We start from the raw sequence: 24227 nt of genomic DNA, 5'->3' as shown, positions 1-24227 counted from the left end.
TTCCGACGTTTTGATAATAAATGATGTCTGCTCCTGTCTACGTTCTCGCGCCTGTTATCTGCCCTGATGCATCCGCGCGGCACCGCATAGGACGCGATGCCCCTGTCACATGGCAACGGACAAGCGTGATGGCGGCGGAACATGAACCGGTACGTGCGGAAGACCACAGACGAGCGCAGTGCTCATAGATTAAATCACTCGCAAAGATCACAAGAATCCGCTCACCACGCCCCGGCATCTCACATGCCGCCACGAACTCAAGGCCACAGTCGCGCATCGTATCGATGAAGACTGTCATCGCTGTTCGTAGCGTCGCCACCCGTTATCACAGCACATGTGAGCCCTTATATTTCGAGCCGCGATTGCCTAGACTGGGCTCAAGCGTTCAGCCCCATTGCGCCCAAATCGTGCACCGTTTCCACTGTTCAACCGATCTGCAGGGGAATAGCGAAGATGAACCAACTGGTCTATGTGCATGGCGTCGATGGTCCGCGTTCCGCCGCCGCGGACGACGCGCAATTCATCCAGTATGAAATGGCGCGCCTGGCCCGCAACCGATTGTTCCAGAACGAGGCGTTCGAAAAAGCGGTGACGATCAGCAATCCGCTCTGGAGTGTCCATGCCGCCCATCCCGCGTGGAATCTCGCCTGCGTTCCGGGACATGTGCTGAAGGCCGAAGCGGGCAGCGCGCCGCTCTCCATCGGCGGCATCCTGGGCGGTACGGCCGCGGCGTCCCCGCTCGAGCCCCCCGGCGATGCGCTCGCCCAGGCCGCCAGGAGCGATCTGGACGCCGTCGTGGGCTCGCTCTCATCCATCGCCATCGAGCAAGCTCAAGGCGTCGACCCCGCCGCCGTGGAAAACGCCGTGCGTTTCTGGAGCGCGGCGGCAACGGCGCTCGATAATCCCGACGCGCGCAGAAGCCTGACCACCGCGGCCGACGACAAGGAATTTCTCGACCGCTTGCAGGTTGCCGCGCATCCCTACCTGCAGAACCAGTCGCTCTCGTTCTTCGACAGCCTGCGCAGCGCGGCCACGCAGATCAAGGGCGCGACCACGGACCTCGTGAACAGTCCGGCCGTACTCGCGGTACGCGGCAAGCTCACCCCGGAACTGGCCATCTTCATTGGCGACGTGTTTACGTATCTCAAGGCGGGCATGGCGCGCGACGCTATCCGTGCGGAAATCCGCGGGTATCTGATCGCGGCGGCGAGCGCCGCGAACGCCGTGCACAGCCGGCTCGTCGTGTGCGGGCACAGCATGGGCGGGGTCATTTTGTACGATCTTTTGACGGACGTGCCCTTCGTGCAGGGGCTCACCGACGAGCTGGGCGCACCCTTCAAGATCGATCTCTTTGTCACCGTCGGTTCCCAGGTGGCATTGTTCGAAGAACTGAAGGTCTTCACGGCGTCGAGCGCCGGCTATAGCGCCAGTCAGGGCAACAAGGTGCCGAAGCCCGGCTGCGCGGAACGTTGGTGGAACGTCTATAACCGACTCGACGTGCTGTCGTTCCTGGCAAAGCCGGTCTTCGAAGACGTCGACGATCTCGAAGCGAACACCACGGCCGGCATAGCTGACGCCCACAGCGCCTACTTCACGAACCTCGTTTTCTACAAGCGGCTCAACGCGCGCATGAAAGCAGCGGGGCTGCTGCCATGACCCAGATCTTCCAGCGCGTGCCCACGACGCCGGTCGCGACGCACGCTTTCGTGATCGGCTGCGGCCGATTCCCCAAGCTCGGCGATGCCGCAACACGGCAATCGACCGTGGCCGGCGCGCGCGCGGTGGTCCGCTATCTGCTCGATCATCAGGACGAGTTGACCGCGCCGCTCGGCTCGATCGAATGCTTGCTGTCCGATCCGGATGCCGACGCCGGCGCCGATCAACTGGACATCGGCAAGTTCGCCAACGATCCACGCGCCGATGACGGCGTGGGCGCCGCCACGCGCACCAACGTCGAAGCCGCCGGCAAGGCGTGGCTTGCCCGTTGCCACCCCGGCGACACCATGTTCTTTTACATGTCGTCGCACGGCGTCGCCGAGCGCGATCTCACCGCGTCCGCACTGCTCGAAGACGTGCTCACCAATCCGTTCAACCAGTGGGACGCCTCGCTGAACGTTGCCGGCCTCGCGACCAATCTGCCGGTGATCGGCGCGGGCGCGTGCTGGATCTTTCTCGACGCGTGCCAGGAACTGGTCGATAGCGTGATGGACGAGTACGACGGTCTCGACGGCGTCGTACTGATCAAGGCGAGCATCAAGAAGATCATGGCAACGCGTGTGAGGTCGCTCGCGCTTGCGGGTTCGCGTTTCGGCCAGCTCGCCTGGGGCCCGGACAGCCGCGACCCGCCCTACTTCACGCAGGCCTTGCTGCGCAGCTTCGAAGCGTGCGTCGACCGTGACAGTACCGGCGCATGGGTCGTTACCGGCGAACGGTTGCTCAGCAACGTGCCAATCGTCGCGGACGCGGCCTTCGGCTATTCGACGCTGGCCGTGGAGGCGCTCGCGAAATTTGCGAACCAGGCAACGCTCGTCACCGTGCCGAACGCCCGCATTCCCGTAGTCGTGCGCACCGACAATCTCGCCGACATGGCGTATCTCACGCTGATCGAGGCGTCGGATGGCTTCACGTCCATAAAGTCCACGCCACTGCAAACGAACTGCTTTCTCGAAGTCGCGCCAACCGGCGCCGAGTTCGAGGCAACGCCCACCTTCAGTGGTGCACAGGCCTATCGCCCGGCGAAGTTTCACGCCAATCCCTGTGCCCAGATAGTCAGGTTACTGCCATGAACGATGAATCGGCGCGCACCGTCGTGATCCAGCCGCCGGGCCAGGGCGCTTACCGCATCACCGTCGTCGGCGCGCAGTCGCAAACGGTGAACCGCGTTTTTTCCGCGGCGGGCGAGCCCGTCGAGATCGCGCTCGGGCCGGACAGTTACAACGCCACCATCGAAAGCGCCAGCAGCGGCGGAACCACCTCCCAAGCGTTTACGGTGGAGCCGGCGGACGACGACGGCGCGTCCGCCTCGGTCCAGCTTGGCGCCGACCCGGACTTTGCGCCGAGCAGCGCGCTGGCCTCGCTGCCAAGACCGCACCGGAGCGGGCTACCGAGCGTACTGGGCGCGCTGGGCGATTTGACAGCGGAACAGAATTGGGCCGGGCTCCCGGGCGCCTCGCCGGAGAGTGCGCCCAGCCGCGGCTTGCCGGAAGGCGACTTGCCGCTCTCCTCGCCGGATCGCCCAACGCGATTTTTTCAGACGCCCGCGCCGTCGCCGGCCGACTTCGCGTTCCTGCCGCAAGCGGATCTGGAACAGCGCGCCTTCACGGTCAGCCTGTCAAGCGCAGATCTCGCGGACATGGCGCAGCCCGACATGGCCGAATGGCGTGCGGCGCAAGCGCAGATCGAAGTCGTGCAGTCCTGCGACAGCGAATTCATGTTGAAGCTCGTGGACGGCCACTGGCCGAGCCGCGCGGCGCTGCGTCTGACGATCGCCGTGGAAGGCCGTACGCCCTGGCGTGTCGGCGTGCCCGTGGTGGACGAAGGCGTCTGGCTGACGCTGCGACCCGCCATTGCTGCGGCGCGCCCCGATCTCGTCGTAACGATGCGCCCCGTGAACGAACTCACGGCCACGCTGATCGGCGCCGTGCAGCGCGCGTTACCGAGCGAGGTCGATTCGCTGCTCGTTGCGTCCGCGAGGGCAATCGCCGGCAACGATTGGCACAGCGGCAGCGCGGACACGGCGGCCGCACTCGAGGCGTTGATGACGCACGGCGCCGCGCCGTGGGCAAGTGTCGCGGCGGCGTTGCTCATGGTGCGCACCGGTCAGATCGCCGACGCGGCGCCGATCGCGCAAGCGCTGGGTTCCGAGTACGACTGGATCGCCGACGCCTTTATTGCCGCGGCGTGGGCCTTCGCTGCCGCCGCGGATAACGACGCGGATGGTGACTCGGCTAGCGACGCTGATCAAGGGAGCGACGACCCCGGCATCGCGGCGCACTGCCTCTCGCTGCTCGCGCATGCGCGCAGAATCGGACCACCCTGCCTCGCGGCCAGCAATACGCTGGCGCTTCAGATGCTCGCCTCCATGGCGATGAACGCCACGCGGGAAGCCGACGCCAAGGCGTGGCGCGAAGAACGCCGGCTTTGGACCACCCGAAGCCGGCGCGCGGTGCCCATCGGCGCCTTCTTCGGCTGGGAACTCGAAGCCGGTTCGCCGCCGCTCGAACTCCTGGCGTCGAGCGACAACATAATCGCGCATGGCAGCGTCACCGGCAAAGATCTGCGGTGCACGGTGGCAACGACGGCATAAGCGCACGCCATCATCCTGCGAGCGCGGCCGCGATGATCGACTTCATGAGGATGCCCTCGCGCCCCAGTGCGAGGCGCGCCATCAACGCACGAAAAGTCACGCCGTCTATCGACTCGACGATCGCGCACAGCGCGTCGAAATCGCTGGCCAGTACGGCGCTCGCCTGTCCACCGCCTTGGGCGAGGTGCTCTTTCAGCGTCGCCGCGTAGTACCCGGCACGATCGGGATCGTTGGCGGCCCGGATGAGCGCCGCGGCCAGGCGATGCGCCACGCCGATCTCGAACTCCGCGTCCGCGGGGAGATAGCGGTTGGCGAGATTGAAATGGCTGATGGCGATATGCCGCGCGTCGCCACCCTGGTATTTGTAGCGCAGCGCCCTGGCCTCGAATTCGCGCGCCTGCTTCATGTGCCTACGCTTCTGTTCGAGGGTGCCGAGCGCCGAATAAAGGTCACCGAGTTCGGCAACTGCATTTTCCGACTCGAACACGTTCTTGCATTCGAGAAGCATCGCGTACGCCTCGGCGTAGCGCCCCAGATCGATCAGCGGGCCATTGTCGTTGAATCGGTTGCGCGCCAATTCGAGCGGCAAGGCGCCACGCCGGCGATGGGCGGCGCGCGCCTTGCCGTTGTACTTCAGGGAAGCGCGCCACGCGGCGCGCGCGCGGGTCTCCCAGTCGAGCGCTTCGGTGCCCTCGTGGCTCATTGCCGCAGCGAGGCAAGCTCTGCCGTATTGAGACGCGGCGTCGCTCGCCGTATCGAAGATCACGTTGCGCACGTTCCAGTCCAGCATGACTTCCAGCGGCCCCGGCTTGCCCGCCGCGATCATTCGCCGGCGCAATTCGGGCAGGTGCGTCAACACCTCGCCGTACTGTGCCTTTTGCGCGAGCAACTGAAGCTGCTGCCCGAGCGCGGACAACTCGCTCCACGTGCCGGCCCCGGCCAGGCTCGCATAGCGGTGATGCAGCTTCGCATAAGCCCGCGCTTTCTCCATGTCTACGGACTGCCAGGCATTCGCAAGATCTTTGCACACCGACGCCGCCACCGCGAAGTTGTCCGCGCGCTCGGCCGCATCGAGCACGGCCTCCCAGCGCTCCACGGCTTCGCGCCAAAAGCCGGCCCGATCCAGCACGCTTGCCAGCAGAGTCTGGGTGATCAACGCCTTCGGTGTTTGCGCGGTGGCGGCCGCCATGCGCGTGACGACGGGAAGCAACATCGCGGTCGCGCGCGGCGAGTCGTCCACGCGCATCACCCGCTCGATCATCTGCGAGGCAAGATCCCATTCGCCATTGCGCAGCAGATAGGGAAACGCGGACCAGCCTGCAAGCGCGACCGTGGCGCCTGCATTCGCCACCCGCGCCGCTTTGTCCATGGTCACGCGCATGAGGTGATACCAGTAATTCACCATCACCTCGTCAACGCGTGTCTGGAATTGCACGCCCGCCTCGGCCCGCCCGGCGCGCGCCACCTCCGGGTGAATCGCGAAGGCGGCGGTGGCGCGTTGCCGCGCGGCGGCCCGCAGTTCGACGAGCCCGCAGCTTACTAGCCGTGCGATCGCCGCGCGCATGTCCACATGCTGTGCGCCGAGCGATGTCTCGCGCCAGAGCGCCGGCCAATTGGCTTCGACGACCGCGCTGCGCCGGTCGTCCGGCTCCATTGCGCAAAGCAGATGGAACACCGTTCTCACGGACTTCGAGAGCGCGCGAGACAGCGCGCGCGTCCAGCTATCGAGCTGATCGAGGAACGCCTGAACGTCGCGGTGGGGTTCGCCGCGAACCAGGTAAGCGTCGGCTGCGTCCGCATCGGCCTGCCCGGGACCGCCGATGTCTCGCAACCGCCGTGCGAGGCGTTCCGGCTCGGCGGCGAGCCGCTCCGCGAACTCGATCAGCTTCGGGTGGCCCTGGACCGCCCGCAAGGTATCGCGCAACAATTCGCGGCCGCGCGCGGCACGGACAGTGGGCGAACGGCCTTCGAGCAGCGCCCCCAGATTGGGTAGCTCGCGGATCAGCAGCAAGGTTTCGTCGAGCGGCAAGGCATGCACGGTCAGCAGAACGAAGGAAGCGGGCATGCCGGCGGGGACGATGCGGCTCGACATCGCCACGCGCGACGTACCGCCGTGATCGTGGAAGGCGCGCATCAGCATCGACCAACGCTGGTCACACCAATGACCACTGGCCGTCAATAGCGTTTCCACGTTGTCGATCACGATCAGAACGGCGCTCGTCTCCAGCGTTTGCCGAAGCACCGGCAGCCATTGGGCCAGCGCGGCCTCGCCCGCGACGGCATGAAGCATGGCGATGCCGGGCAACTGCGTTTCCATCGCGAGCGCGAGCGCGCTCAAGGTCATCGAAGCGTCGGCGTTCAATTCGGGCGCCCTGTACCAGACGACCCGTTCGAAGCGAGCCGCCCGGAGATGATGCCAGGCCAGCTCCACCACGCAGGCGGTCTTTCCCGCTCCCGCCATGCCGTGAAACAGCACGCCCCGGCTGGCGGCATGCTCCGCGAGCGCTTCGCTCGCTTGCGTCATCGCCCGCACGCGGCCAACGAAGTGCCGGGGCTCCGCCGCAAACGGCGGCACCGCAGGCACCGCATCGCGAGCCTCCGGACTCGCGTGCGGGTGCATGGCAAACCTCAAGTCGGCAGCGTGCCTGCCGAGCAACATCGGCATGGTCATGGATAACGGACGGTCCGGCGCAGAGCCGCTCCGGCCGAGCGCACGCAGCGCGTGTTCCGAAGCGATACGCGCGGCGCGCGGCAGCGCGTCGCCGCGTTCGAGGAGGCGCTGATAGAGCGCGTTGGTCAACAATGCGGCGTATTGATCGTCGACCGCGTAACGCGTGGCGAGCACGGCGCAGTTGAGGCCGCGCTCCAGCACCCACGCGGGCATTTGCGCGAGACCCTGATCGACGCGGCCGGCGGCCTGTGCATCGGCGTCGGATTCGCCAGGCGTGTCGGGTGCGCCAAGCCAGCTCAGCGTCGCCCCCACGCTCGCCGATGCCGAATGGCATGCAACGAGCACGACCAGCTTCAAACGCGCGCTGGCCACGCTCAGCATGCGCACGATTTCGTCGGGCGGCACGGGGTCCGGCGCCCCATCGGGCAGCTCGAGGAGCAGCGCGCCGCTCGTTCCGTGGCCGGCAAAGTGGACGATATCCCAGCCTCCATCCTCGCCCAGCAGTTGTTCCAGCCGTTTGCGCGTGACACCGTACTGTAGCGCCCGCAGTTCGATTGCGCGGCCTTGCGCAGCGAGCCGGCTCACGAGTGACTGCAGGTATTGCCGCTCGCCGCGGAGGTTGAGCGGACTGCCCGCGGGCGGCACGCTGAACAGCGCGAGAATGCGCAGCGACTCGCCAACCGCCGGCCCGTGCACGCCCCCCTCGCGCGCGACGTCGAAAACGAAGCTCACGCCACGCTGGCCGAGGGGTCGCCCGTTCGCATGCGCAAACTCGAGCGGCAACGCAAGCAATGGCGCGGCCGCGAGCGGCAAGACGACCCGGACCACCGCGTCCGGTTCGCCATGCGCAACGATATGCCCTGCGATTGCCGGCCCGAGAACGATCTCGCCTAGCCATGCGCCGAATGCATGTAGATGACGCTGCTCGTCTTCGTCGGCGGTGTCCGGCGCGCGATAGTAGTGAAGCCACGCGGGCAGGTTAAACAGCGCCTCGCGCCGCCAGTCGCCGTGCACGAGGATCACGGCGTGCGAAGCTAGCGTAGCGCCCTGGGCATCCTTGAGATGCCAACACCAGTGATCGGCGTCGGTGTAGACGCTAACCTCCAGAACAAGAGGCGGACGATGCATGACGAGGCGCTCCGCGCAGGCTGCAACGTGTGTCGTGCTGCCAGCATAGGTCATGCGCGGCGTTGCCGCTGTGGCGTAGACCGCAATTATTCTGCCAACGTTGAGACAATAACCGTCAACAAACGATCACGCCGTGAAAGCAGGCTAGGCGCCGGGAACCGGCGGTTACGGAGGCTAGGCGGCGGGCATTGACGCCGCCTCGCAAACTTGCGGCGCGACGTCAATGCGCCTGGTGTGGGCGAACAACGCGTGAGCGACCAGCTTTTTGCCTGGTAGGTTTTTTTGGGGTCGCTATATATACTTTTGCAACTTTTCTTGACTCGGGGCGACGCCGCTGTGAAAAAAATCATTCTCACCCTTGCTGCCTCGGTTGCAGCCTGCGCCATGTGGTCCGCCACTGCCCACGCAGAAGACCGCGAACTGGTTGTGGCTTCGAGCGCCACCTATACGCCGTTCGCGTTTCAAAACAAGGACAACCAGATCGTCGGCTTTGACATCGACATCATCGATGCGATCGCCAAGCAGGAGCATATGAAGTTGCGCATCGTGAACACGCCGTTCACGAGTATCTTTGCCTCGCTCAACAACGGGGATGTGGACCTGGTGATCTCCGGTGTCACGATCAACGATAAGCGTAAGCAGAGTTTTGACTTCTCGGCACCATATTTCGACGCACGCCAGTTGATTGCGGTGCCCAAGAGCAGTTCGGTGAAGTCACTGAAGGACCTGGATGGAAAGAAGGTCTCGGTGGTGAGCGGTTCCACAGCTGACGATGTCATGAGCCGTGAGGTTGGAAAGACCAACCCGAATATCCGCCGTTTCGAGAGCACGCCGCTCATAATTTCCGAACTGGCTTCGGGTGGTGTGGATGCGGCAATTGGCGACAACGGTGTGATTGCTTACCGTGTATCGCAGACTCCGGGCCTCAAGACTGTGGAAGACGCGAATTTCCCCAAGGAATACTACGGAATCGTAGTGCGAAAGGGCGACAAGGCCTTGCTTGACAAGATCAACGCCGGGTTGGCCGCGATCCGCGCCGACGGCACCTACAACGTGATCTATAAGAAGTGGTTCAACCAGGAATTCAAGCCGCAGTGATCGCCTGATCGGCTCGCGTGCGCCGGGCGCCGGGCGCCGCCCGCGCCGCGGCGCAGAATAGCCCCAGGCCGCTCTTCGGCCTCCCATCTTTTGAAAGCAAGCATGGACGACAGCAATCCGGTCTTGTGGTTTGGGTGGTTCCGCCCGGACATCCTGGTGGAGTACAGGCAACTCTTCTGGGAGGGCGCGTTGGTCACGGTCGGTACGACCGTCGCCTGCGTTGTTATGGGGTGCGCGCTCGGCCTCGTACTTGCACTGGCGCGGCTGGCTGATGCGAGACATGAGCCATGGCGGACGGCGAGCAAGTATCTGCTGCGCTGGCCATCGACGGCCTATGTGAGCTTCTTCCGTGGCACGCCTCTGTTCGTGCAGATCCTCCTGATGCATTTCGCGGTGATGCCGGTGTTCATCCATCCCGTGCATGGGCTGCTGATCAGCGGCGATCTCGCTCGTACCTTGAAGCAGAATCACGGGGCGCTGATCTCGGGCGTAGCGGCGCTAACCCTGAACTCCAGCGCGTATATCTCGGAAGTGTTTCGCGCAGGCATTCAGTCGATTGCGATCGGCCAGAGGCAGGCGGCACAGTCACTGGGCATGACGCATGGACAGATGATGCGTTACGTCGTGATCCCACAGGCGTTCCGGCGCATGCTGCCGCCGCTGGGCAACAACGTGATCTCGCTGCTCAAGGACACGTCGCTGATCTCGGCGATTGGTCTGGGTGAGATGGCCTATGCCGCGCGCACAGTGGCGGGCGCCTACGGCCGTTACTGGGAGCCATACCTGGCCATCGCCGCGGCGTACTGGCTGATGACATTGGCACTGACAATGGGCCTTCGCAGGCTCGAGGACCACCTGGCACGAACCGATCGCGTCGCAATATGATGAAGATGTGCATGCGAACAACTTTCCAGCAGCTTCAGGGCTCAGGGCGCTAAGCGACGGCCGGCCCTACGTGAGGCGACTCGAACTGCCAGGGGCGATATTTCGCCCCTGTAAGGTTGGTGCTCCGTGCAGGGGCAGCCGCTCGCGTCGGGCCTGCCTTCGACAATTTCAACGTCCGTCTGTCGAGACTCGTCGAACTGGTGCTCTCTGCCATGAAGCGCCATTCGCGCCGGTCTGAAGTCGGACATTTGGCCGGCGGCTTCTCCCGTTGCCCAACGCTCGCGTACCGATACCGCACGCTGAAGAGACTGCGCGTATGGGGGGCTGCGCGGCCGGCTGATCGCGTTTTGGACGCACCTGAAAAAAGCCGGAGGCGCAAACCTCCGGCTTTGCATACTGCTCGCGCGGCTCATGTCTGGCAGCCGCCCGCTGGCGTCTCCTGTCAGGCCAGGTCAAAGCGGTCAAGGTTCATCACCTTGACCCACGCGGACACGAAGTCGCTGACGAAACGGTCCTTGCTGTCGGCACTGCCGTACACCTCGGCCAGCGCGCGCAGGATCGAGTTCGAGCCGAACACGAGGTCCACGCGGGTGCCCGTCCACTTGAGCTGGCCCGTCTTGCGGTCATAGCCTTCGTAGATCTCGCCGGCCTGCTTCCACTCAGTACCCATGTCGAGCAGATTGACAAAGAAGTCGTTAGTGAGCGCGCCCGGTGTTTTCGTGAAGACACCGTGTTTGCTGTCGTCGGCGTTGATGTTGATAGCGCGCAGGCCACCGATCAGCGCGGTCATCTCCGGAGCCGTCAGGGTCAGCAGCTGGGCCTTGTCGATCAGCAATGCATCGGCCGGAACCGGCGACCTGGTCTTCTGGAAGTTGCGGAAGCCATCGGCCACGGGTTCAAGAACAGCCATCGCGACTGCATCGGTCTGCTCGGCGGTGGCGTCGACGCGGCCCGGCGCGAACGGCACCGTGAGCGTAAGCCCCCCTGCCTTTGCAGCCATTTCGATGCCGACGCTACCGGCCAGCACGATCACGTCGGCGAGCGACGCCTTGCCCGAAGCCTTCTGGATCTCTTCCAGCTTCGCCAGCGTGCCGGCAACGGGCTGGTTGACGGCCCACTCGTTCTGAGGCGCGAGCCGGATACGCGCGCCGTTGGCCCCGCCGCGCTTGTCCGAGCCACGGAAGGTCGAGGCCGAAGCCCACGCAGCCGCGACAAGCTCCGAAGCCGACAAGCCCGAAGCCGCGATCTTTGCCTTGAGATCGGCGATGTCGGCCTCGCCCGGATGGTGCGTCGCCGCGGGCAGCGGGTCTTGCCAGAGCAGGTCTTCACGCGGCACTTCCGGGCCGAGGTAGCGTGCCTTTGGGCCCATGTCGCGGTGAGTCAGCTTGAACCAGGCGCGCGCGAACGCCTCGGCAAGCGCCTGCGGATCGTCGAGAAAGCGCCGCGAGATCTTCTCGTACGCAGGGTCGAAGCGCAGCGACAGGTCGGTTGTGAGCATGGTCGGCTTGCGCTTGGGCGAATCGGGCCTCGGCCCGGGGATGACCGCGTCGGCATCCTTGGCGACCCACTGGATGGCGCCCGCCGGGCTCCTTTCCTGTTCCCACTCGTACTTGAAGAGATTTTCGAAGAAGGCATTGCTCCATTGCGCGGGCGTTTGTGTCCATGTGACCTCGATGCCGCTGCCGATCGCGTCGCCGCCCGTGCCCGACTTGTAGGTACTCGCCCAGCCAAGGCCCTGAAGTTCGACCGGAGCCGCTTCCGGAGCGGGGCCCACGTGGTCCGCCGGTCCCGCGCCGTGGGTCTTGCCGAACGAGTGACCGCCGGCGATCAGCGCGACGGTCTCTTCGTCGTTCATTGCCATGCGGGCGAAGGTCTCGCGGATGTCGACCGCAGCCGAAACCGGGTCGCCATTGCCGTCCGGGCCTTCGGGGTTCACGTAGATCAGCCCCATCTGTACAGCGGCGAGCGGATTATCGAGATCGCGCTTGCCCGAGTAACGGCTCTGCTTATTGTCCGGATCGTTGCTGAGCGCGAGCCAGGCCGTTTCACCGCCCCAGTACACGTCGTTGTCCGGCTCCCAGGTATCTTCGCGGCCGCCGCCGAAACCGAAGGTGCGGAAGCCCATGGTTTCGAGCGCGACGTTACCCGTCAGAACCAGCAGGTCGGCCCACGAAATTTTCTGGCCGTACTTCTGCTTGATCGGCCACAGCAGGCGTCGCGACTTGTCGATGTTGACGTTGTCGGGCCACGAGTTCAGTGGCGCGAAGCGCTGCTGGCCGCGGCCTGCGCCACCGCGCCCGTCGACCGTGCGATAGGTACCGGCGGCATGCCAGGCCATACGGATAAATTGCGGGCCGTAGTGACCGAAGTCGGCCGGCCACCATTCCTGCGAGTCGGTCATGAGCTTGCGCAGGTCGGCTTTGAGCGCTGCATAATCGAGTGTCTTGAACTCCTCGCGGTAGTTGAATTTCCGACCAAGCGGATCAGATCTGTCGGAATGTTGATTCAGAAGGTCAACGCGTAGCTGGTTGGGCCACCAATCCTGATTGGTCATGGTGCCAGCGACGACGCGTGTGGCAACGGATGCATCGCCCGAGAACGGGCATTGAGCTTCAGATGGCATCGTTCTCTCTCTAGGTCACGGTTGTTCAAAGGCCATGCCAGCACCACGACATGCAGGCGGGCACAACCCGCCAGCCCAGCATAGTCCATTCTTTCGACAAGCTTATTGAGATGCGCTATGGCGGCGATAGCCCTTGACACCGAAGTTGACGGTCGCCGAAGACTGCCGGATTTTCGCGGCGCCCGGGAAAACAGGTTGCGATTGCAGTGCAGCACAGACCCGACATGCCTGCCCGGATATTCCCGGCACCCAAGCCCGGCGTGACAGTCTGAAGCACCCCAAATGCGAGCATCGAGGCGTCGAGGAACCGAACGACGTCTGAGGGGCGGTTGCGGGCGTACACGTCTGGCAAAAGTCGGCCACAAACCGTCGCTCGCAAGCGTCGCCGCTCGGACATTCAGGCGTCGGCTCAGCTCCGTAAGCTGCCATCCAATTGTCGAAGACGAGCGCCCCTTCATCGGCCATAGCGGACATTGGGACACTTTAGTTGCTGCGTCAGCAAGGTAGCGGCTTGCCGACGGAAGGCACTGAGCAGCCGAAAGGCGGCTTCCTGCATCTGCGAACTCACACTCCCTACCCTTTGCCGCCACCCGGTCCATAAGGACGGCGAGGACCGTTTTCACTACTTCATCGGCCACTCACCCGGGGGGAGCGGCGAAATCCGTCATCGCACGCAGGACAGCAATTTGTGGGGACTCGTTTCGCTTCTCAGATGCGTCTCAACCCGCCAGGCCGCTACCTTTTACGCAAGCGATGGTTCGACGCTTTGAACGCACGAGCGTTAGTTGTTTGCCATACTTCCGTACGAATGTCATTACTGTCCGCTGGTTGTTCCCGTTACCTGTTCAAAGGCCGCAAGCAGCACTTCCTTGCATGGTGTTCAACTCAAGTGGGGGCGGATATGGCTTCCGGAAAGTACAGCGGCGTTAACCGAGCGAGCCAAACGTATTCCTGCTTCTGTAGCAAGGCGCTTGCCCAGTATGCGAATCGCCGCATCGACGCCGACCTGGCGCGACGCGGATTCCTGATCGGCATGGGCGCAACCATGCTAAGTGCCGTGCTCCCGGAACTCGTTCGGGCGCAGGGTGCGAGTCCCGCCGCCGCTGCGCCGCAGCCCGTCACGTTTACAAACTTCCGACTGTTCGACGGCAAGTCTGCCGGCCTGCGCGATGGGATGTTTCTCGTCGTCGAAGGAAGCCGCATCTCACAGCTGGGGCAAGGCCAGCCGCCCGCTGCCAGCGCGAACCGCACAATCGATTGTGGCGGCAAGGTGATCATGCCAGGGTTGATCGAGATGCACTGGCATGCCATGCTCGCCTCACTTCCGATCCAGACGATCTTGCAGGCCGACCTGGGCCTGGTGTATCTGGCTGCGAGTGCGGAAGCCCAGCGTACGTTGCTGCGTGGTTTCACGACGATACGCGATGTGGGCGGCCCGGCATTCGCGCTGAAACAGGCTATCGACGCAGGGATGATTCCTGGCCCGCGCATTTATCCGTCCGGCGCGATGATCACGACGACAGGTGGTCATGGCGATTTTCGCCCGCTCACGGACATCCCGCGTACGACGGGCGAAGTCAGTGCGCAGGAAAGGACTGGCGCGAATGCGATCGCCGATTCTGCGGACGAGGTGCGGTTACGCGTGCGCGAGCAGTTCCTGCAGGGCGCAACGCAGATCAAGATCGTGGGAGCCGGCGGCGTATCCACGCCGCGCAGTCCGCTCGACATGCTGACCTTCACAGAGCAGCAACTGCGAGCAGCCGTCGAAACCGCGAGCGATTGGGGGACCTATGTGGCCGTCCATGCGTACACGTCAGAAGCCGTGAAGCGAGCGGTGGCAGCAGGCGCGCAATGTATCGAACATGGTCATCTGATGGACGATCATGCAGCCGAGATCATGGCGAAGAACGGGACATGGTTAAGTACCCAGCCATTCGTGAACGAAGACGACGTCGGGCCGCTGGCGGGACCGATCCTCGACAAGTTCCGGGAGGTCATCGTGGGGACCAACAACATGTACAACCTCGCACGCAAGCATGGACTCAAGGTGGCGTTCGGGACCGACCTGATCTTCTCGCCGGCGGTGGCGGCACGCCAGGGTTTGATGATTGGCAATATGACGCGCTGGTATAACGGCTCCGAAATTTTGCAGATGGTAACGGGGCGAAACGGGGAGTTGCTTGCGCTCTCCGGCGAGCGCAACCCCTATCCCGCCAAACTGGGGGTGCTTGAGCGGGGCGCATGGGCCGATTTGCTGGTCGTCGGTGGCAACCCGCTCGACAATGTGGGACTGCTCGCCGATCCCGACAAGAACCTGAAGCTGATCATGAAGGATGGGCGCATCTATAAAGATGCCATGCAGACCTAGACCTGCCTCCACAGGTTGTTGACCAGGTGACGGCTTAGGCGACAGAGGCGGAATGCTGGCAACGCGGTTGGTCGTGTCCACCAAGATCCGGCCCTTCCAGCTGCCGACCGAAAACAACGCTGCCTGCACCTTGCGCTTCGACGGCGAAAAATGGAAGCGACGTTAAGATCCAGTCATGAAAACGACGTCCAAAGAAGGCGTTCGGTCCCATTGCGCAGTGAACTACGGCGTGGAGATCAGCCTGGGTGATCCACGATCAGGGCGGGCCACACGCCAACAAACCGTTCGCTAACGTATCTCGGAGTGCGCCTTTCCCCTATCCGCCACTTTTCAAGTTGATGACCGCACGCTTTCTCGTGAACGGTCGCCAGTTGGCGCGCTGCAATGATGCATTGCATGCGACGTAATTGCTCGAAATCGCCACGTATCGATAATTTCCGCTGCTTCCCGCAGACGACGAATCCGAGGCTCGGCACATCGCCCTGCTCGACGCGGCCCGCGCATGACTGGTCTCGCTTATTACCTGCCATGTAATTGGCGAGGCTCATGTCTCTCACTAAGGTGTGCTTGTCGCCTGATCGATCTCGGCGATACCGCCAACTCTCCAGGAAATATCGTGGCTCACTTCCCCATCTATACACTCGACTCCGCCCCTGAACAATCGAAGCCCGCGCTCAACGGGCTCGCCCACGCCTTCGGCATGGTGCCCAATATCGCTGGCGCAATTGCCGGCTCGCCGAAACTGATCAATGGCCTCGTCGGCCTGTTTCAGCAGGCGCATGGCGGCAACCTTTCCGAAGCGCACGTCCAGACGCTGCTGCTCACCAATGCGGTGACCAATGGCGCCACCTGGCCGGTCGCATTCCACTCGTTCCTCGGGCTCAAGGAAGGTCTGGGCGAGGCCGACGTGCAGGCGATCCGCGAACGCCGCCTCCCGCAGGACCCCGAGCTTGCGGCGCTGTCGCGACTCGCACGCACGCTGATCGAAAAGCGCGGCCAGGTCGACGATCACGACATCGCTGCGTTCACCGAGGCTGGCTTCGATCAGGCGCTCGTGCTCGACGTCATCCTCGTGATTGCCGCCTCGACGATCACAAACTACACCGCAAGCGTCACCCAGCCGCCTCTCGAAGAACTCTTCCAGCCCTACGCGTGGAAGGCTTGAAGTGAGTTTGAGCGGCGGGAGTACCACCTAGACCCGCCGCCGCAGAATGCCTTGTTCAAGCCCTTTCCCCGTTGGGAAAGGGTCTTTGATCTTCCGGTTTCTCTAAACCAGGGCATAGACCGACCAACCATGTGCGCAGGCTCGTGGCACGTGGCGGAAGACCTCACGCGATTCGCGTGGGGTAATCGTGCGCTCCGATGCCAGGCGGCAGAGGCGATCGTTAAAGGATAGGACTCAGTCATGAACGGCGAATCTTCGTTCTCCTACAAATCCATCTTTTCGTGTAACCGCGATGGAGGGCTGGACCGCACCCGGCTGAACGAAAGTGCCAACGATTTCTTCGGAACTGAGGATCTGCTATCACAGGCTTACGAAGATTCGGTGCATGTCGGAGTGATGGCCGACTGAGTCAAACCGCGCTCGCGCCTTCGACAAATCAGCGTCGCACACGTAGCATCGAAGATTTTCGATTACCCGTGAAGTAATTGAATCGCGCTCATGCGATCGCTATGCTTCGCCTACATCCTCGGCAAAGAGGAAAACGGACGATGCATTAGCTAGACAGGACGATCGGTCGATCATGGAAAAACGAAATCAGATATGCGAAACATTGCAACGCATCAGCGAGAAAATCGCCCTCGGTATCAAGTGGAAAGGTATTGCGCGGGCTGTCCGACTACGGTCTATACATTGGAGAGTTCAAGCGGGTGAACTTCACCATAAGGCGCTCTTTCATCCCCTGATAGCCGGAGCCGCGATCTATCTCACCGAGGTCATGGCGCGCGCCGACTCGGGTATCGGTGGCGCATTGATCGTGGCGACCGGTGGGCTCGCGTTTGAGATCTATCGCAAGCTCACGCGATGCAGTTCCCACGTCGAGTAATGCGTCGTGCGCAGCGTGGCAACCCGGCAACCGCGGGCGAAGCCGAAATTTGATTTCCACGGCCTCGCGCCTTCCACCTATTGCGTTGGCGATCTCGGCAGCCAACTTTCCCGGCGAACAGTTCGCGCCGACGCTGGCGCCCTCTGTCCTCTGCACGATTCCGGCCATTCATCAGCCGAAGTTGACCAAGTCCTTGAAGATCAGTTGACCCCAGCTATTCCCGCGTGCCTGGACGAGCAACCCACCTTCGGAAAGGCCGCCAAGTTGGATCGGCGAGAAACCGAGCTTTTCCGCAAGCATACCAATCTCTGCCGCGGCGCCGTCATCGTCGCTCGCCAGGAACACGACTCTTCGGCCGCCATTTACGGCCGGATTCCCGGCAAGGATGGCAGCGGCCAAATGATTGAAGCCCTTAACCAGTCTACCGCCTCTGAAGGCCTGCGCAACGAACCTGGAAGGAGGCAGTCCTCCCAATTCCTCCGGGATCACGCCGTAGGCATTGGTCACATCGACAATGGTCTTTCCCTGCCAGGTGGGAAGCGTCTTCGCGACATCCGGGTGCGACTCGAAACGGACAGCCAGTAAGATGACGTCTGCCTTGACGGCTTCCGCCAGTGTGGTGGGAATGATCTGCGGTCCGATCGCTGCGGCATCGGATGCAAAGCTTTCCGGGTCGCGAGTGGTTGCCACGGAAATCTCGATGCCGCTTCGGGCGAACGCCCTAGCAAGGGCCTGGCCAATCTTGCCGAAGCCGATCATTGCGTAACTCATATGTTTTCCTTTAGTTGAGCACCACTACAGCGCCCCTAATAATCGGATGGAGCGCCATAGGGCGCAGCGGGTCAAAGTTGCGCAAGGCCGCCGTCAACGGCAAGTTCGCTGGCGGTCATGAAGCTGCTGTCCGGCGACGCGAGAAAGGCAGCCGCCGCTCCAATCTCCGCCGGATCAGCCATGCGCTGGAGCGGCGTCATCGAGGCGAAGATTTTCTGGCCCTCCTCGCCAAGTGCTTGCTTCGCGAGGTCGGTCGCTGTTGCCCCAGGCGACAGCACGTTCACCCGGATGCCGGTGCCCTTCAGATCTTCCGCCCAGGTCCGCGCGAGGTTGCGCACGGCGGCCTTGCTCGCGCTGTAAGCGCTCATTGCCGGGGCTCCGGTGGAACCGGCGCTCGATCCGGTCAAAATGATCGAACCGCCTTCGCCCATCAGCGGTAGTGCCTTCTGGACCGTGAAAATCGTACCCTTCACATTGGTATCGAAGGCTTCGTCAATGTGCCCAGCGGTGATCTCGCCGAGCGGAAGCGGGCTTCCCGTTCCAGCGTTGGCGAAGACGATGTCGAGGGTTCCGCGCTCGGCCTTCACCGCCGCGTAGAGTCGATCGAGGTCGGTCTGATCGGTGACCGAGCCCTTCACCGCGCGGGCATTGGGCCCAAGTTCGGCCAAAACGGCGTCGAGCGCTTCCTGCCGGCGGCCAAAGATGAAGACGAAGGCGCCTTCTTGGATAAAGCGCATTGCCGCAGCGCGGCCGATGCCGGTGGCGCCGCCGGTAATCACAGCAGTCTTTCCATTCAATCTGTTCATGTCATGCATCCTTCGAAACGAAAACAAGAAACCCGATTCTGGCGCGCTTGATTTATGAAGACAATTGACGAAATATGCATATATACCATCTACTCTTTAGATACCCATGCTCGATAACGTCACCATCAACCAGCTTCGGACCTTCGTTGCCGTGTGCGACTACGGAAGCTTTTCCGGAGCCGCACAGGAGCTCAGACGTGCGCAGTCGGCGATCAGTCATGCGATCAAGGCGCTGGAGAGCGCTTTTGATGTTGTGCTGTTCGAGCGCAATACCCGAAAAGCGACGCTAACGGCGGCGGGCCGCAGCCTCCTGCCTGATGCTCGTGGGGTGATCTCACGCACCGAGGAGATGAAGACGCGCGCAGCGTCGATTGCTGAAGCCGGCGTACCACAAGCCTCGATTGCCGTGGATACCTACTTTCCGCGCGCACACCTCATTGAATGCCTGCGCAGCCTGCAAGCGGACTTTCCAACGGTTGCAATTAACCTGCGCATGACGACCATGCAGGGCGGCGAGCGCCTGGTTCTCGAAGGCACGTGCGCATTGGCAGTGACGATCACCGACGTGCCGGAGCAGAGCACGGGGACCATCGAGCGGCAGCATTTATGTGAAGCACAAATGGTGACTGTCTGTGCGCCATCTCATGCGCTTGCCGCCATTACGGGACCGATTTCGCGGGAGGAATTTGGCCGGCATATCCAGCTTGTCGTGACCGACAATCAGCCCGATGCAGAAAAAACGCAGCAGGGGGTTGTCGGTGAACGCCAGTGGTGGGTGAATGACCTTGGAGCGAAACACGATCTGCTCAGGGGAGGCTTATGCTGGGGGCACATGCCGCGTCATTTGGTTGCGGAAGACCTCGAGAATGGAACACTTGTCGAACTCCAAAGGCGCGCATGGCACATGCGTCCTCTCACGTTCATGATCTCGCAGCGGCGCGGGTACTCGCTTTCCGAATGCGAGATACTGCTTGTTGAGCTTCTTGGCAATCCTCAGCGCGGCCCGAAGACTGCCGGGCAGCGCTCCGTCTCACGCAAAGGCAAGAAAAGCCAGAAGCCCCGCCGTGCGTGAGCGAGAATCAGGACGGCATCGAGAATATTCCGAGGCCTTCTATTGCGGCAGCTTGGGGCCAGACTTGAGCGCCGGACGTCGACACCCGCAGCCCGACCGCCTTTTCCAGCGGAGCGGGCGAGACGGCGCTCTGCCCACGATAGGGCTCGTCGAGAATCACGATCAGCGCGACAACCATGCCGATGACCGCCATATGAAGCGCGATGATCGCCATGGTGACCGGCGTGAGCGCGAAGCGGCCGTTCATGGCCATGGCGCCCGCGATGACCGCCCAAATGACCCACCAGAAGATTCGCGGCACAGTGTGCGTGGCGCTTTCGAGCCGCAACTGGCGCATGTCCTCGATCTCGCGCAGCGACGTTTCGAGCAGTTCGGCCCTCACGGGCACCTGGGCCGCCACGCGCTCCGTCGCTTCGATCAACTGGTTGAGCGCCGCGCCCGTGCGCGGCGAAAGCTCGGGGCGCGCTGCGGCGAGCGCGCGCCAGTCGTCGCCGGTCACGCTGCTCACATAGCGCCGCAACGCCTCGCGCGCGGCATCGGAATTGGCGCCGCCGATCGTGCGCAACTGCCGGTCGAGCCGCGAGACGAAAGACGCTTCGCGCAGCGTCTGGTCCTCGGCCTTGTCGACGTTCGAGCGAACATCGGAAAGCACATGAGCGAGCACGAACACGATGAGTGCGAGCAGGCTGCCATGCACGACGTCGGCCACGGTGCCCCGCAGATCTTCGCGGCCCGACCGCTTGAGCATCAATCTCACGATGGCCGCGATGGCGAGCGCGACCAGCGCGGTTGAAATCGCCGCGGTGGCGACGATGGCGAAATCGGGAAGCTGCGCGACGAGGTCGATCATCCAGATCATCGTGGCTCCGCACCGGCTAATGGGGAGGAATTGCGACGTTTTCAAACGAATTGCGCAATACCATGCCTCGTCATTCTAGAGAATGTTAGGCACTTCGGGACGGACCTGGTATCCCGGCTGGATGACAAAACGCAAGTCGTACCCAACGGATGTATCGGATGAAGAGTGGCGCTTCGGCGAGCGTAGAAGTTGCGTATGAAAATGCATGCGAAGCCCGGCAACTTGTTGTTTTTTTGACTTTCGCTTTGAGCGGGGAATGCGGCCGACGTCGATCGACAGATTGACTGTGACGCTTTACTGCGAAAGTCCGGTCTCACAAAAGTTCTTATTTTCCGGTCTTCTTGACTAAAATATTCTAACGAAACCAATGTTCGTATTCCTAATCAATGAGTTCATTACAGTACACACATCGATTGCGTCCCTCGCAGACGAACATGATCGCCAAGACTTGTCGACAGAGTTTGGTTCTCTGATTCCGGTCGAGCACGATCCCGGCGAGCACCGCGATCGCCGGATAATTACGTTCGCAGTATCTGAATTAGCCATGGCAGGACTCGGCTATAAATAGCAAGTATAGGTTCGATGGGATCCGTGGACAGGTTGAAGCCGGTGTGTGACTGCTGTCGTGCGACGCGAAAGTCGCCCTGCCCGCTCCGCGTCGGCCACGATCAGCGGAGCCACGAGGAATTGCTGCTCCTGCAGTGAATGTGCATGCATCCATCAGAAGTTTCCAGGAGGTGGTAGATTCGCGTCACGGATCCCGACGAACTGGGTAAACGCCGAGTCCGGCAAATCGCACGCGACCACGGCTGGACAAGTCTTGTGTCAGTCGTCGCGCGATGGACCAAACCTGCAGTCCTCTCGGCGGAGGTCACGGCGAATGAGTCCCGTCATCATCACCCTGCTTGTGCTCCTTGGCATCGGGTTGCTGCTCGCGCTCTGGCTCATGGGCACCTACAACGGATTGGTGGTCGCCCGGAACCGCTTCGCGAACGCCTTCGCCCAGATCGACGTGCAACTCAAACGCCGCTACGACCTGATTCCGAACCTGGTCGAAGCCGTCAAGGGCTACATGAGCCACGAGAGGGAGACGCTCGACGCCGTCATCAAGGCGCGCAACAGCGCGATGGCGGCCGAGCAGAAAGTCGCCGCCAACCCCAGCGACCCGGCAGCCATAAGTGGGCTCAACCAGGCCGAGGCCCAGCTGGGCGGCACCTTGGGCCGGCTTTTTGCCCTGTCCGAGGCGTACCCGGACCTCAAGGCCAACCAGAACATGCTCGCCCTGCAGGAGGAGCTGACCTCGACCGAGAACAAGCTGGGATTCGCCCGGCAAGCGTTCAACGACGCCGCTACCGAGTACAACATCCGGCGCGAGGTCTTCCCGGCTGTCATGGTGGCCGGCATGTTCGGTTTCAGGGAGGCCGCGTTGCTCGAAACCGCAGAGGCCGAACGCGCAGTGCCCAAGGTGTCGTTCCGGTAACCCGGAATCGCCACGGCTCTGCGCGCTTCATGCTCCCAAAGCCACGCCGACCATGGCCACCCACTTCTTTCAGCAGCAGGATTCGGCACGACGCAAGACCTTCGAGCTGGTGGTCTATTTTGTCCTGGCGATCGTGATCCTGATCGCCCTGGTGTACGCGCTGCTGGTGGTGTTCAGCATGTATGACGCCCACGAACCAGTGTCCTGGTGGCAGCCGGAGTTGCTCCTGCTTGCGGCGCCGGGGGTGGGCGTCGTGGTCGGCGGTGCCAGCGCGTTCAAGGTGAAACAGCTCGCGTCCGGCGGCCAGGCCGTGGCCCTGATGCTGGGCGGCGTAGAGGTGCCCGGCATGACCACCGACGCGCGGCAGAAGCGGCTGCTCAACGTCGTCGAGGAGATGGCCCTCGCCGCGGGCGTGCCGGTGCCGCCCGTTTATGTTCTGAATGAGCCCGGCATCAATGCCTTCGCGGCCGGCTACGCCCCGGGCGATGCCGTGGTCGCCGTCTCCCAGGGCTGCCTCGACTACCTGACGCGCGACGAACTGCAGGGCGTCGTGGCGCACGAGTTCAGTCACATACTCAACGGCGACATGCGGCTCAACATCCGGCTGATCGGCCTGATCTTCGGGATCATGGTGTTGTCCATCATCGGACGCAGCCTGATGTTCGCATCCCGCGGGCGCTCATCGGGCAGGCAGGATTCCCGAGGTGGCATGGTCCTGCTGGGCCTGGGCGTGTTCGTGCTGGGCCTGGTGGGAGCGTTCTTCGGCCGGCTGATCATGGCGGCGGTGTCCCGGCAGCGCGAGTACCTGGCCGACGCCAGCGCCGTCCAGTTCACGCGCAACCCCGACGGCATTGGCGGCGCGCTCAAGAAGATCGGCGGGCTGGCCGAGGGATCGCGCATTGAGAACCCTCAGGCTGCCGAGGCCGGTCACATGTTTTTCGCCAACGCCTTCGCCGGCAAGGGGTTCGCCGGACTGCTGGCCACCCATCCGCCCCTCGTCGAGCGCATCCGCCGGCTCGATCCCCAGTTCGATGGCCAGTTCCAGGAGGTCCGGCCGGTCAGCGTCGATCGGGAAGAACTCGAAGGTCCCCGCTCCAGCCGCGTCCCGCCGTTCGCCGGGATGCCGACCTTACCGGGGCTGCCGCAGGTTCCGTTGCCGGTCCTGGGGTTCGCCGACGATGCGGCGTCCCGGGTCGGACAGGTCGATCCGGAAGCGATCAGCTACGCCCAGGCGCTGCACGATGGCATGCCCGACGTGCTCCGGATCGCAGCCCGGGAGCCGTTTAGTGCTCGCGCCCTGGTCTACGCCCTTCTCATGGATCGGCGGGCGAACCTGCGGGAACTCCAGCTGACCCGGCTGAAGGCCGGTGCTGAGCCGCAGGACTTCGCCGAAACCTTGCGGCTGGTCGCCCCTGCCCAGGCTCTGCCGGACACGCATCGGCTACCCCTCATGGACCTGGCCCTGCCAGCCCTGCGGCAGATGTCGCCCCAGCAGCACCGGGCCTTCCGCGCCCAGGTTGAGATGCTCATAGTTGCCGACCAGTGGCTGAGCCTGTTCGAGTACACGCTCCGCTGCGTGCTGCATCGCCATCTCGACGCCCAGTTCCTGCCTCAGCGTCAGGCGCGACCAGTGAACGGCTCACCGCAAAAACTGGCGCGGCCGCTCGCGACGGTGTTGGCGCTACTGGCCTGGGAAGGCCAGCCGGAACCCGACCAGGCCACCGTTGCCTTCGATACGGCCATGCGCAGCTATCTTGGCGGCAACCACACCTACCGCTTGCCGCCCCGCGCGGAATGCTCCCTCACTGGGTTCGACGTGGCGCTGCAAACGCTCAATCAATCCGTCCCGGCCATCAAGCGCCGGATCGTCGTCGCCTGCGCGGCCTGCATCGTGGCGGACCAGCAAGTCACCGTCCGTGAAGCGGAGCTGCTTCGCGCCATTTGCGATACGCTCGACTGCCCTCTACCGCCGCTCGTCGTGGGAGAAACGCAAGGACAATGAGCGACATTGCCGGCAGGCGGTCACCGACCGATGCTACCGGCAGAATGAACTTGCGTAGTGGTCCCGAGTGCTGCAAGCATCCCAGCGACTGCGTTCGGCGCCCGCCCATC

18 protein-coding genes are annotated in these 24227 nt (G+C 63.2%); 12 read left to right on the top strand and 6 right to left on the bottom strand.

The features are described from left to right. Nucleotides 1-453: 453 nt before the first annotated feature. From VSR72_RS38210 to VSR72_RS38200, 3 genes are read left to right on the top strand one after another with little or no spacing between them, the layout of a single operon-like run. A complete protein-coding gene (locus VSR72_RS38210; protein WP_342957396.1) occupies nucleotides 454-1656 on the top strand; it encodes a hypothetical protein in 1203 nt (400 codons plus the stop codon). Continuing rightward, on the top strand, nucleotides 1653-2786 hold the full coding sequence (locus tag VSR72_RS38205) for a caspase family protein (RefSeq protein WP_342957395.1): 1134 nt from the start codon (nucleotides 1653-1655) through the stop codon (nucleotides 2784-2786). The genes VSR72_RS38210 and VSR72_RS38205 overlap by 4 nt, the downstream gene beginning before the upstream one ends. Continuing rightward, nucleotides 2783-4306: a hypothetical protein gene (locus VSR72_RS38200; protein ID WP_342957394.1), complete on the top strand. Its 1524-nt coding sequence runs from the start codon at nucleotides 2783-2785 to the stop codon at nucleotides 4304-4306. The genes VSR72_RS38205 and VSR72_RS38200 overlap by 4 nt, the downstream gene beginning before the upstream one ends. Nucleotides 4307-4316: 10 nt before the next feature. Here the strand turns inward: VSR72_RS38200 and VSR72_RS38195 are convergent, their stop codons facing one another. After that, nucleotides 4317-8105 carry a hypothetical protein gene (locus tag VSR72_RS38195; protein ID WP_342957393.1) on the bottom strand — a complete coding sequence of 1263 codons (3789 nt, stop codon included), beginning with the start codon at nucleotides 8103-8105 and terminating at the stop codon, nucleotides 4317-4319. Nucleotides 8106-8489: 384 nt separating this feature from the next. Between VSR72_RS38195 and VSR72_RS38190 the strand changes: the two genes are divergently transcribed. Together VSR72_RS38190 and VSR72_RS38185 are read left to right on the top strand one after the other, a co-directional pair. Continuing rightward, nucleotides 8490-9203: a basic amino acid ABC transporter substrate-binding protein gene (locus VSR72_RS38190; RefSeq protein ID WP_342957423.1), complete on the top strand. Its 714-nt coding sequence runs from the start codon at nucleotides 8490-8492 to the stop codon at nucleotides 9201-9203. Nucleotides 9204-9305: 102 nt separating this feature from the next. Continuing rightward, complete coding sequence (locus tag VSR72_RS38185) at nucleotides 9306-10088, top strand: amino acid ABC transporter permease (RefSeq protein WP_342957392.1); 783 nt, start codon at nucleotides 9306-9308, stop codon at nucleotides 10086-10088. A gap of 442 nt (nucleotides 10089-10530) precedes the next feature. Here VSR72_RS38185 and katG read toward each other — a convergent pair whose 3' ends face one another. Further along, nucleotides 10531-12711, bottom strand: a complete 2181-nt coding sequence (katG, locus tag VSR72_RS38180; RefSeq protein ID WP_342957391.1) for a catalase/peroxidase HPI — start codon at nucleotides 12709-12711, stop codon at nucleotides 10531-10533. A 901-nt stretch (nucleotides 12712-13612) separates the two neighbouring features. Between katG and VSR72_RS38175 the strand changes: the two genes are divergently transcribed. Continuing rightward, nucleotides 13613-15079: an amidohydrolase family protein gene (locus VSR72_RS38175; protein WP_342957390.1), complete on the top strand. Its 1467-nt coding sequence runs from the start codon at nucleotides 13613-13615 to the stop codon at nucleotides 15077-15079. Nucleotides 15080-15315: 236 nt separating this feature from the next. Here VSR72_RS38175 and VSR72_RS38170 read toward each other — a convergent pair whose 3' ends face one another. Beyond that, entirely contained in the window at nucleotides 15316-15627 is a 312-nt protein-coding gene (locus VSR72_RS38170; RefSeq protein ID WP_342957389.1) for a hypothetical protein, read from the bottom strand. A gap of 68 nt (nucleotides 15628-15695) precedes the next feature. Here VSR72_RS38170 and VSR72_RS38165 point away from each other — a divergent pair, with 68 nt between their 5' ends. The 3 genes from VSR72_RS38165 to VSR72_RS38155 all read left to right on the top strand — a co-directional run bounded on the left by VSR72_RS38165 (nucleotide 15696) and on the right by VSR72_RS38155 (nucleotide 17127). Next, on the top strand, nucleotides 15696-16244 hold the full coding sequence (locus VSR72_RS38165; protein ID WP_342957388.1) for a carboxymuconolactone decarboxylase family protein: 549 nt from the start codon (nucleotides 15696-15698) through the stop codon (nucleotides 16242-16244). A 240-nt stretch (nucleotides 16245-16484) separates the two neighbouring features. After that, nucleotides 16485-16652, top strand: a complete 168-nt coding sequence (locus VSR72_RS38160; RefSeq protein ID WP_342957387.1) for a hypothetical protein — start codon at nucleotides 16485-16487, stop codon at nucleotides 16650-16652. 172 nt (nucleotides 16653-16824) lie between these two features. After that, the gene (locus tag VSR72_RS38155; RefSeq protein WP_342957386.1) at nucleotides 16825-17127 is read left to right on the top strand and encodes a hypothetical protein; all 303 of its coding nucleotides are present in this window, start codon (nucleotides 16825-16827) and stop codon (nucleotides 17125-17127) included. A 171-nt stretch (nucleotides 17128-17298) separates the two neighbouring features. Here the strand turns inward: VSR72_RS38155 and VSR72_RS38150 are convergent, their stop codons facing one another. Beyond that, nucleotides 17299-17898 (bottom strand): NADPH-dependent F420 reductase, encoded by a 600-nt coding sequence (locus VSR72_RS38150; RefSeq protein WP_342957385.1) that lies wholly within the window; start codon nucleotides 17896-17898, stop codon nucleotides 17299-17301. Nucleotides 17899-17969: 71 nt separating this feature from the next. Continuing rightward, nucleotides 17970-18704, bottom strand: coding sequence for an SDR family oxidoreductase (locus tag VSR72_RS38145; protein ID WP_342957384.1), 735 nt, complete (start codon nucleotides 18702-18704; stop codon nucleotides 17970-17972). Nucleotides 18705-18810: 106 nt separating this feature from the next. Between VSR72_RS38145 and VSR72_RS38140 the strand changes: the two genes are divergently transcribed. Continuing rightward, nucleotides 18811-19776 (top strand): LysR family transcriptional regulator, encoded by a 966-nt coding sequence (locus VSR72_RS38140; protein ID WP_342957383.1) that lies wholly within the window; start codon nucleotides 18811-18813, stop codon nucleotides 19774-19776. Nucleotides 19777-19783: 7 nt separating this feature from the next. On the opposite strand, the gene VSR72_RS38135 is transcribed toward VSR72_RS38140, so the two are convergent. Next, nucleotides 19784-20635 (bottom strand): hypothetical protein, encoded by an 852-nt coding sequence (locus tag VSR72_RS38135; RefSeq protein WP_342957382.1) that lies wholly within the window; start codon nucleotides 20633-20635, stop codon nucleotides 19784-19786. 880 nt (nucleotides 20636-21515) lie between these two features. On the opposite strand from VSR72_RS38135, the gene VSR72_RS38130 reads away from it, so the two are divergent. Further along, a complete protein-coding gene (locus VSR72_RS38130; protein ID WP_342957381.1) occupies nucleotides 21516-22115 on the top strand; it encodes a LemA family protein in 600 nt (199 codons plus the stop codon). Nucleotides 22116-22167: 52 nt separating this feature from the next. Then, a complete protein-coding gene (locus VSR72_RS38125) occupies nucleotides 22168-24117 on the top strand; it encodes a M48 family metallopeptidase (protein WP_342957380.1) in 1950 nt (649 codons plus the stop codon). Nucleotides 24118-24227 lie beyond the last annotated feature (110 nt).

The sequence above is a fragment of the Paraburkholderia sp. JHI869 genome, from assembly GCF_038900775.1.
GTDB lineage: Bacteria > Pseudomonadota > Gammaproteobacteria > Burkholderiales > Burkholderiaceae > Paraburkholderia.
The sequence above is the reverse complement of the archived record's forward strand: the minus strand, read 5'-3'. Positions and strand labels throughout refer to the sequence as shown.

Excerpts from the sequence above, each read along its gene's own strand:
- VSR72_RS38130 (WP_342957381.1), top strand. The coding sequence starts at position 21,516 with ATGAGTCCCGTCATCATCACCCTGCTTGTGCTCCTTGGCATCGGGTTG.
- VSR72_RS38185 (WP_342957392.1), top strand. The coding sequence starts at position 9,306 with ATGGACGACAGCAATCCGGTCTTGTGGTTTGGGTGGTTCCGCCCGGAC.
- VSR72_RS38150 (WP_342957385.1), bottom strand. The coding sequence starts at position 17,898 with ATGAGTTACGCAATGATCGGCTTCGGCAAGATTGGCCAGGCCCTTGCT.
- VSR72_RS38145 (WP_342957384.1), bottom strand. The coding sequence starts at position 18,704 with ATGAACAGATTGAATGGAAAGACTGCTGTGATTACCGGCGGCGCCACC.
- VSR72_RS38170 (WP_342957389.1), bottom strand. The coding sequence starts at position 15,627 with ATGAGCCTCGCCAATTACATGGCAGGTAATAAGCGAGACCAGTCATGC.
- VSR72_RS38190 (WP_342957423.1), top strand. The coding sequence starts at position 8,490 with ATGTGGTCCGCCACTGCCCACGCAGAAGACCGCGAACTGGTTGTGGCT.
- VSR72_RS38205 (WP_342957395.1), top strand. The coding sequence starts at position 1,653 with ATGACCCAGATCTTCCAGCGCGTGCCCACGACGCCGGTCGCGACGCAC.
- VSR72_RS38195 (WP_342957393.1), bottom strand. The coding sequence starts at position 8,105 with ATGCATCGTCCGCCTCTTGTTCTGGAGGTTAGCGTCTACACCGACGCC.
- VSR72_RS38175 (WP_342957390.1), top strand. The coding sequence starts at position 13,613 with ATGGCTTCCGGAAAGTACAGCGGCGTTAACCGAGCGAGCCAAACGTAT.
- VSR72_RS38140 (WP_342957383.1), top strand. The coding sequence starts at position 18,811 with ATGCTCGATAACGTCACCATCAACCAGCTTCGGACCTTCGTTGCCGTG.
- VSR72_RS38200 (WP_342957394.1), top strand. The coding sequence starts at position 2,783 with ATGAACGATGAATCGGCGCGCACCGTCGTGATCCAGCCGCCGGGCCAG.
- VSR72_RS38155 (WP_342957386.1), top strand. The coding sequence starts at position 16,825 with ATGGAAAAACGAAATCAGATATGCGAAACATTGCAACGCATCAGCGAG.
- VSR72_RS38160 (WP_342957387.1), top strand. The coding sequence starts at position 16,485 with ATGAACGGCGAATCTTCGTTCTCCTACAAATCCATCTTTTCGTGTAAC.
- VSR72_RS38135 (WP_342957382.1), bottom strand. The coding sequence starts at position 20,635 with ATGATCTGGATGATCGACCTCGTCGCGCAGCTTCCCGATTTCGCCATC.
- VSR72_RS38125 (WP_342957380.1), top strand. The coding sequence starts at position 22,168 with ATGGCCACCCACTTCTTTCAGCAGCAGGATTCGGCACGACGCAAGACC.
- katG (WP_342957391.1), bottom strand. The coding sequence starts at position 12,711 with ATGCCATCTGAAGCTCAATGCCCGTTCTCGGGCGATGCATCCGTTGCC.
- VSR72_RS38210 (WP_342957396.1), top strand. The coding sequence starts at position 454 with ATGAACCAACTGGTCTATGTGCATGGCGTCGATGGTCCGCGTTCCGCC.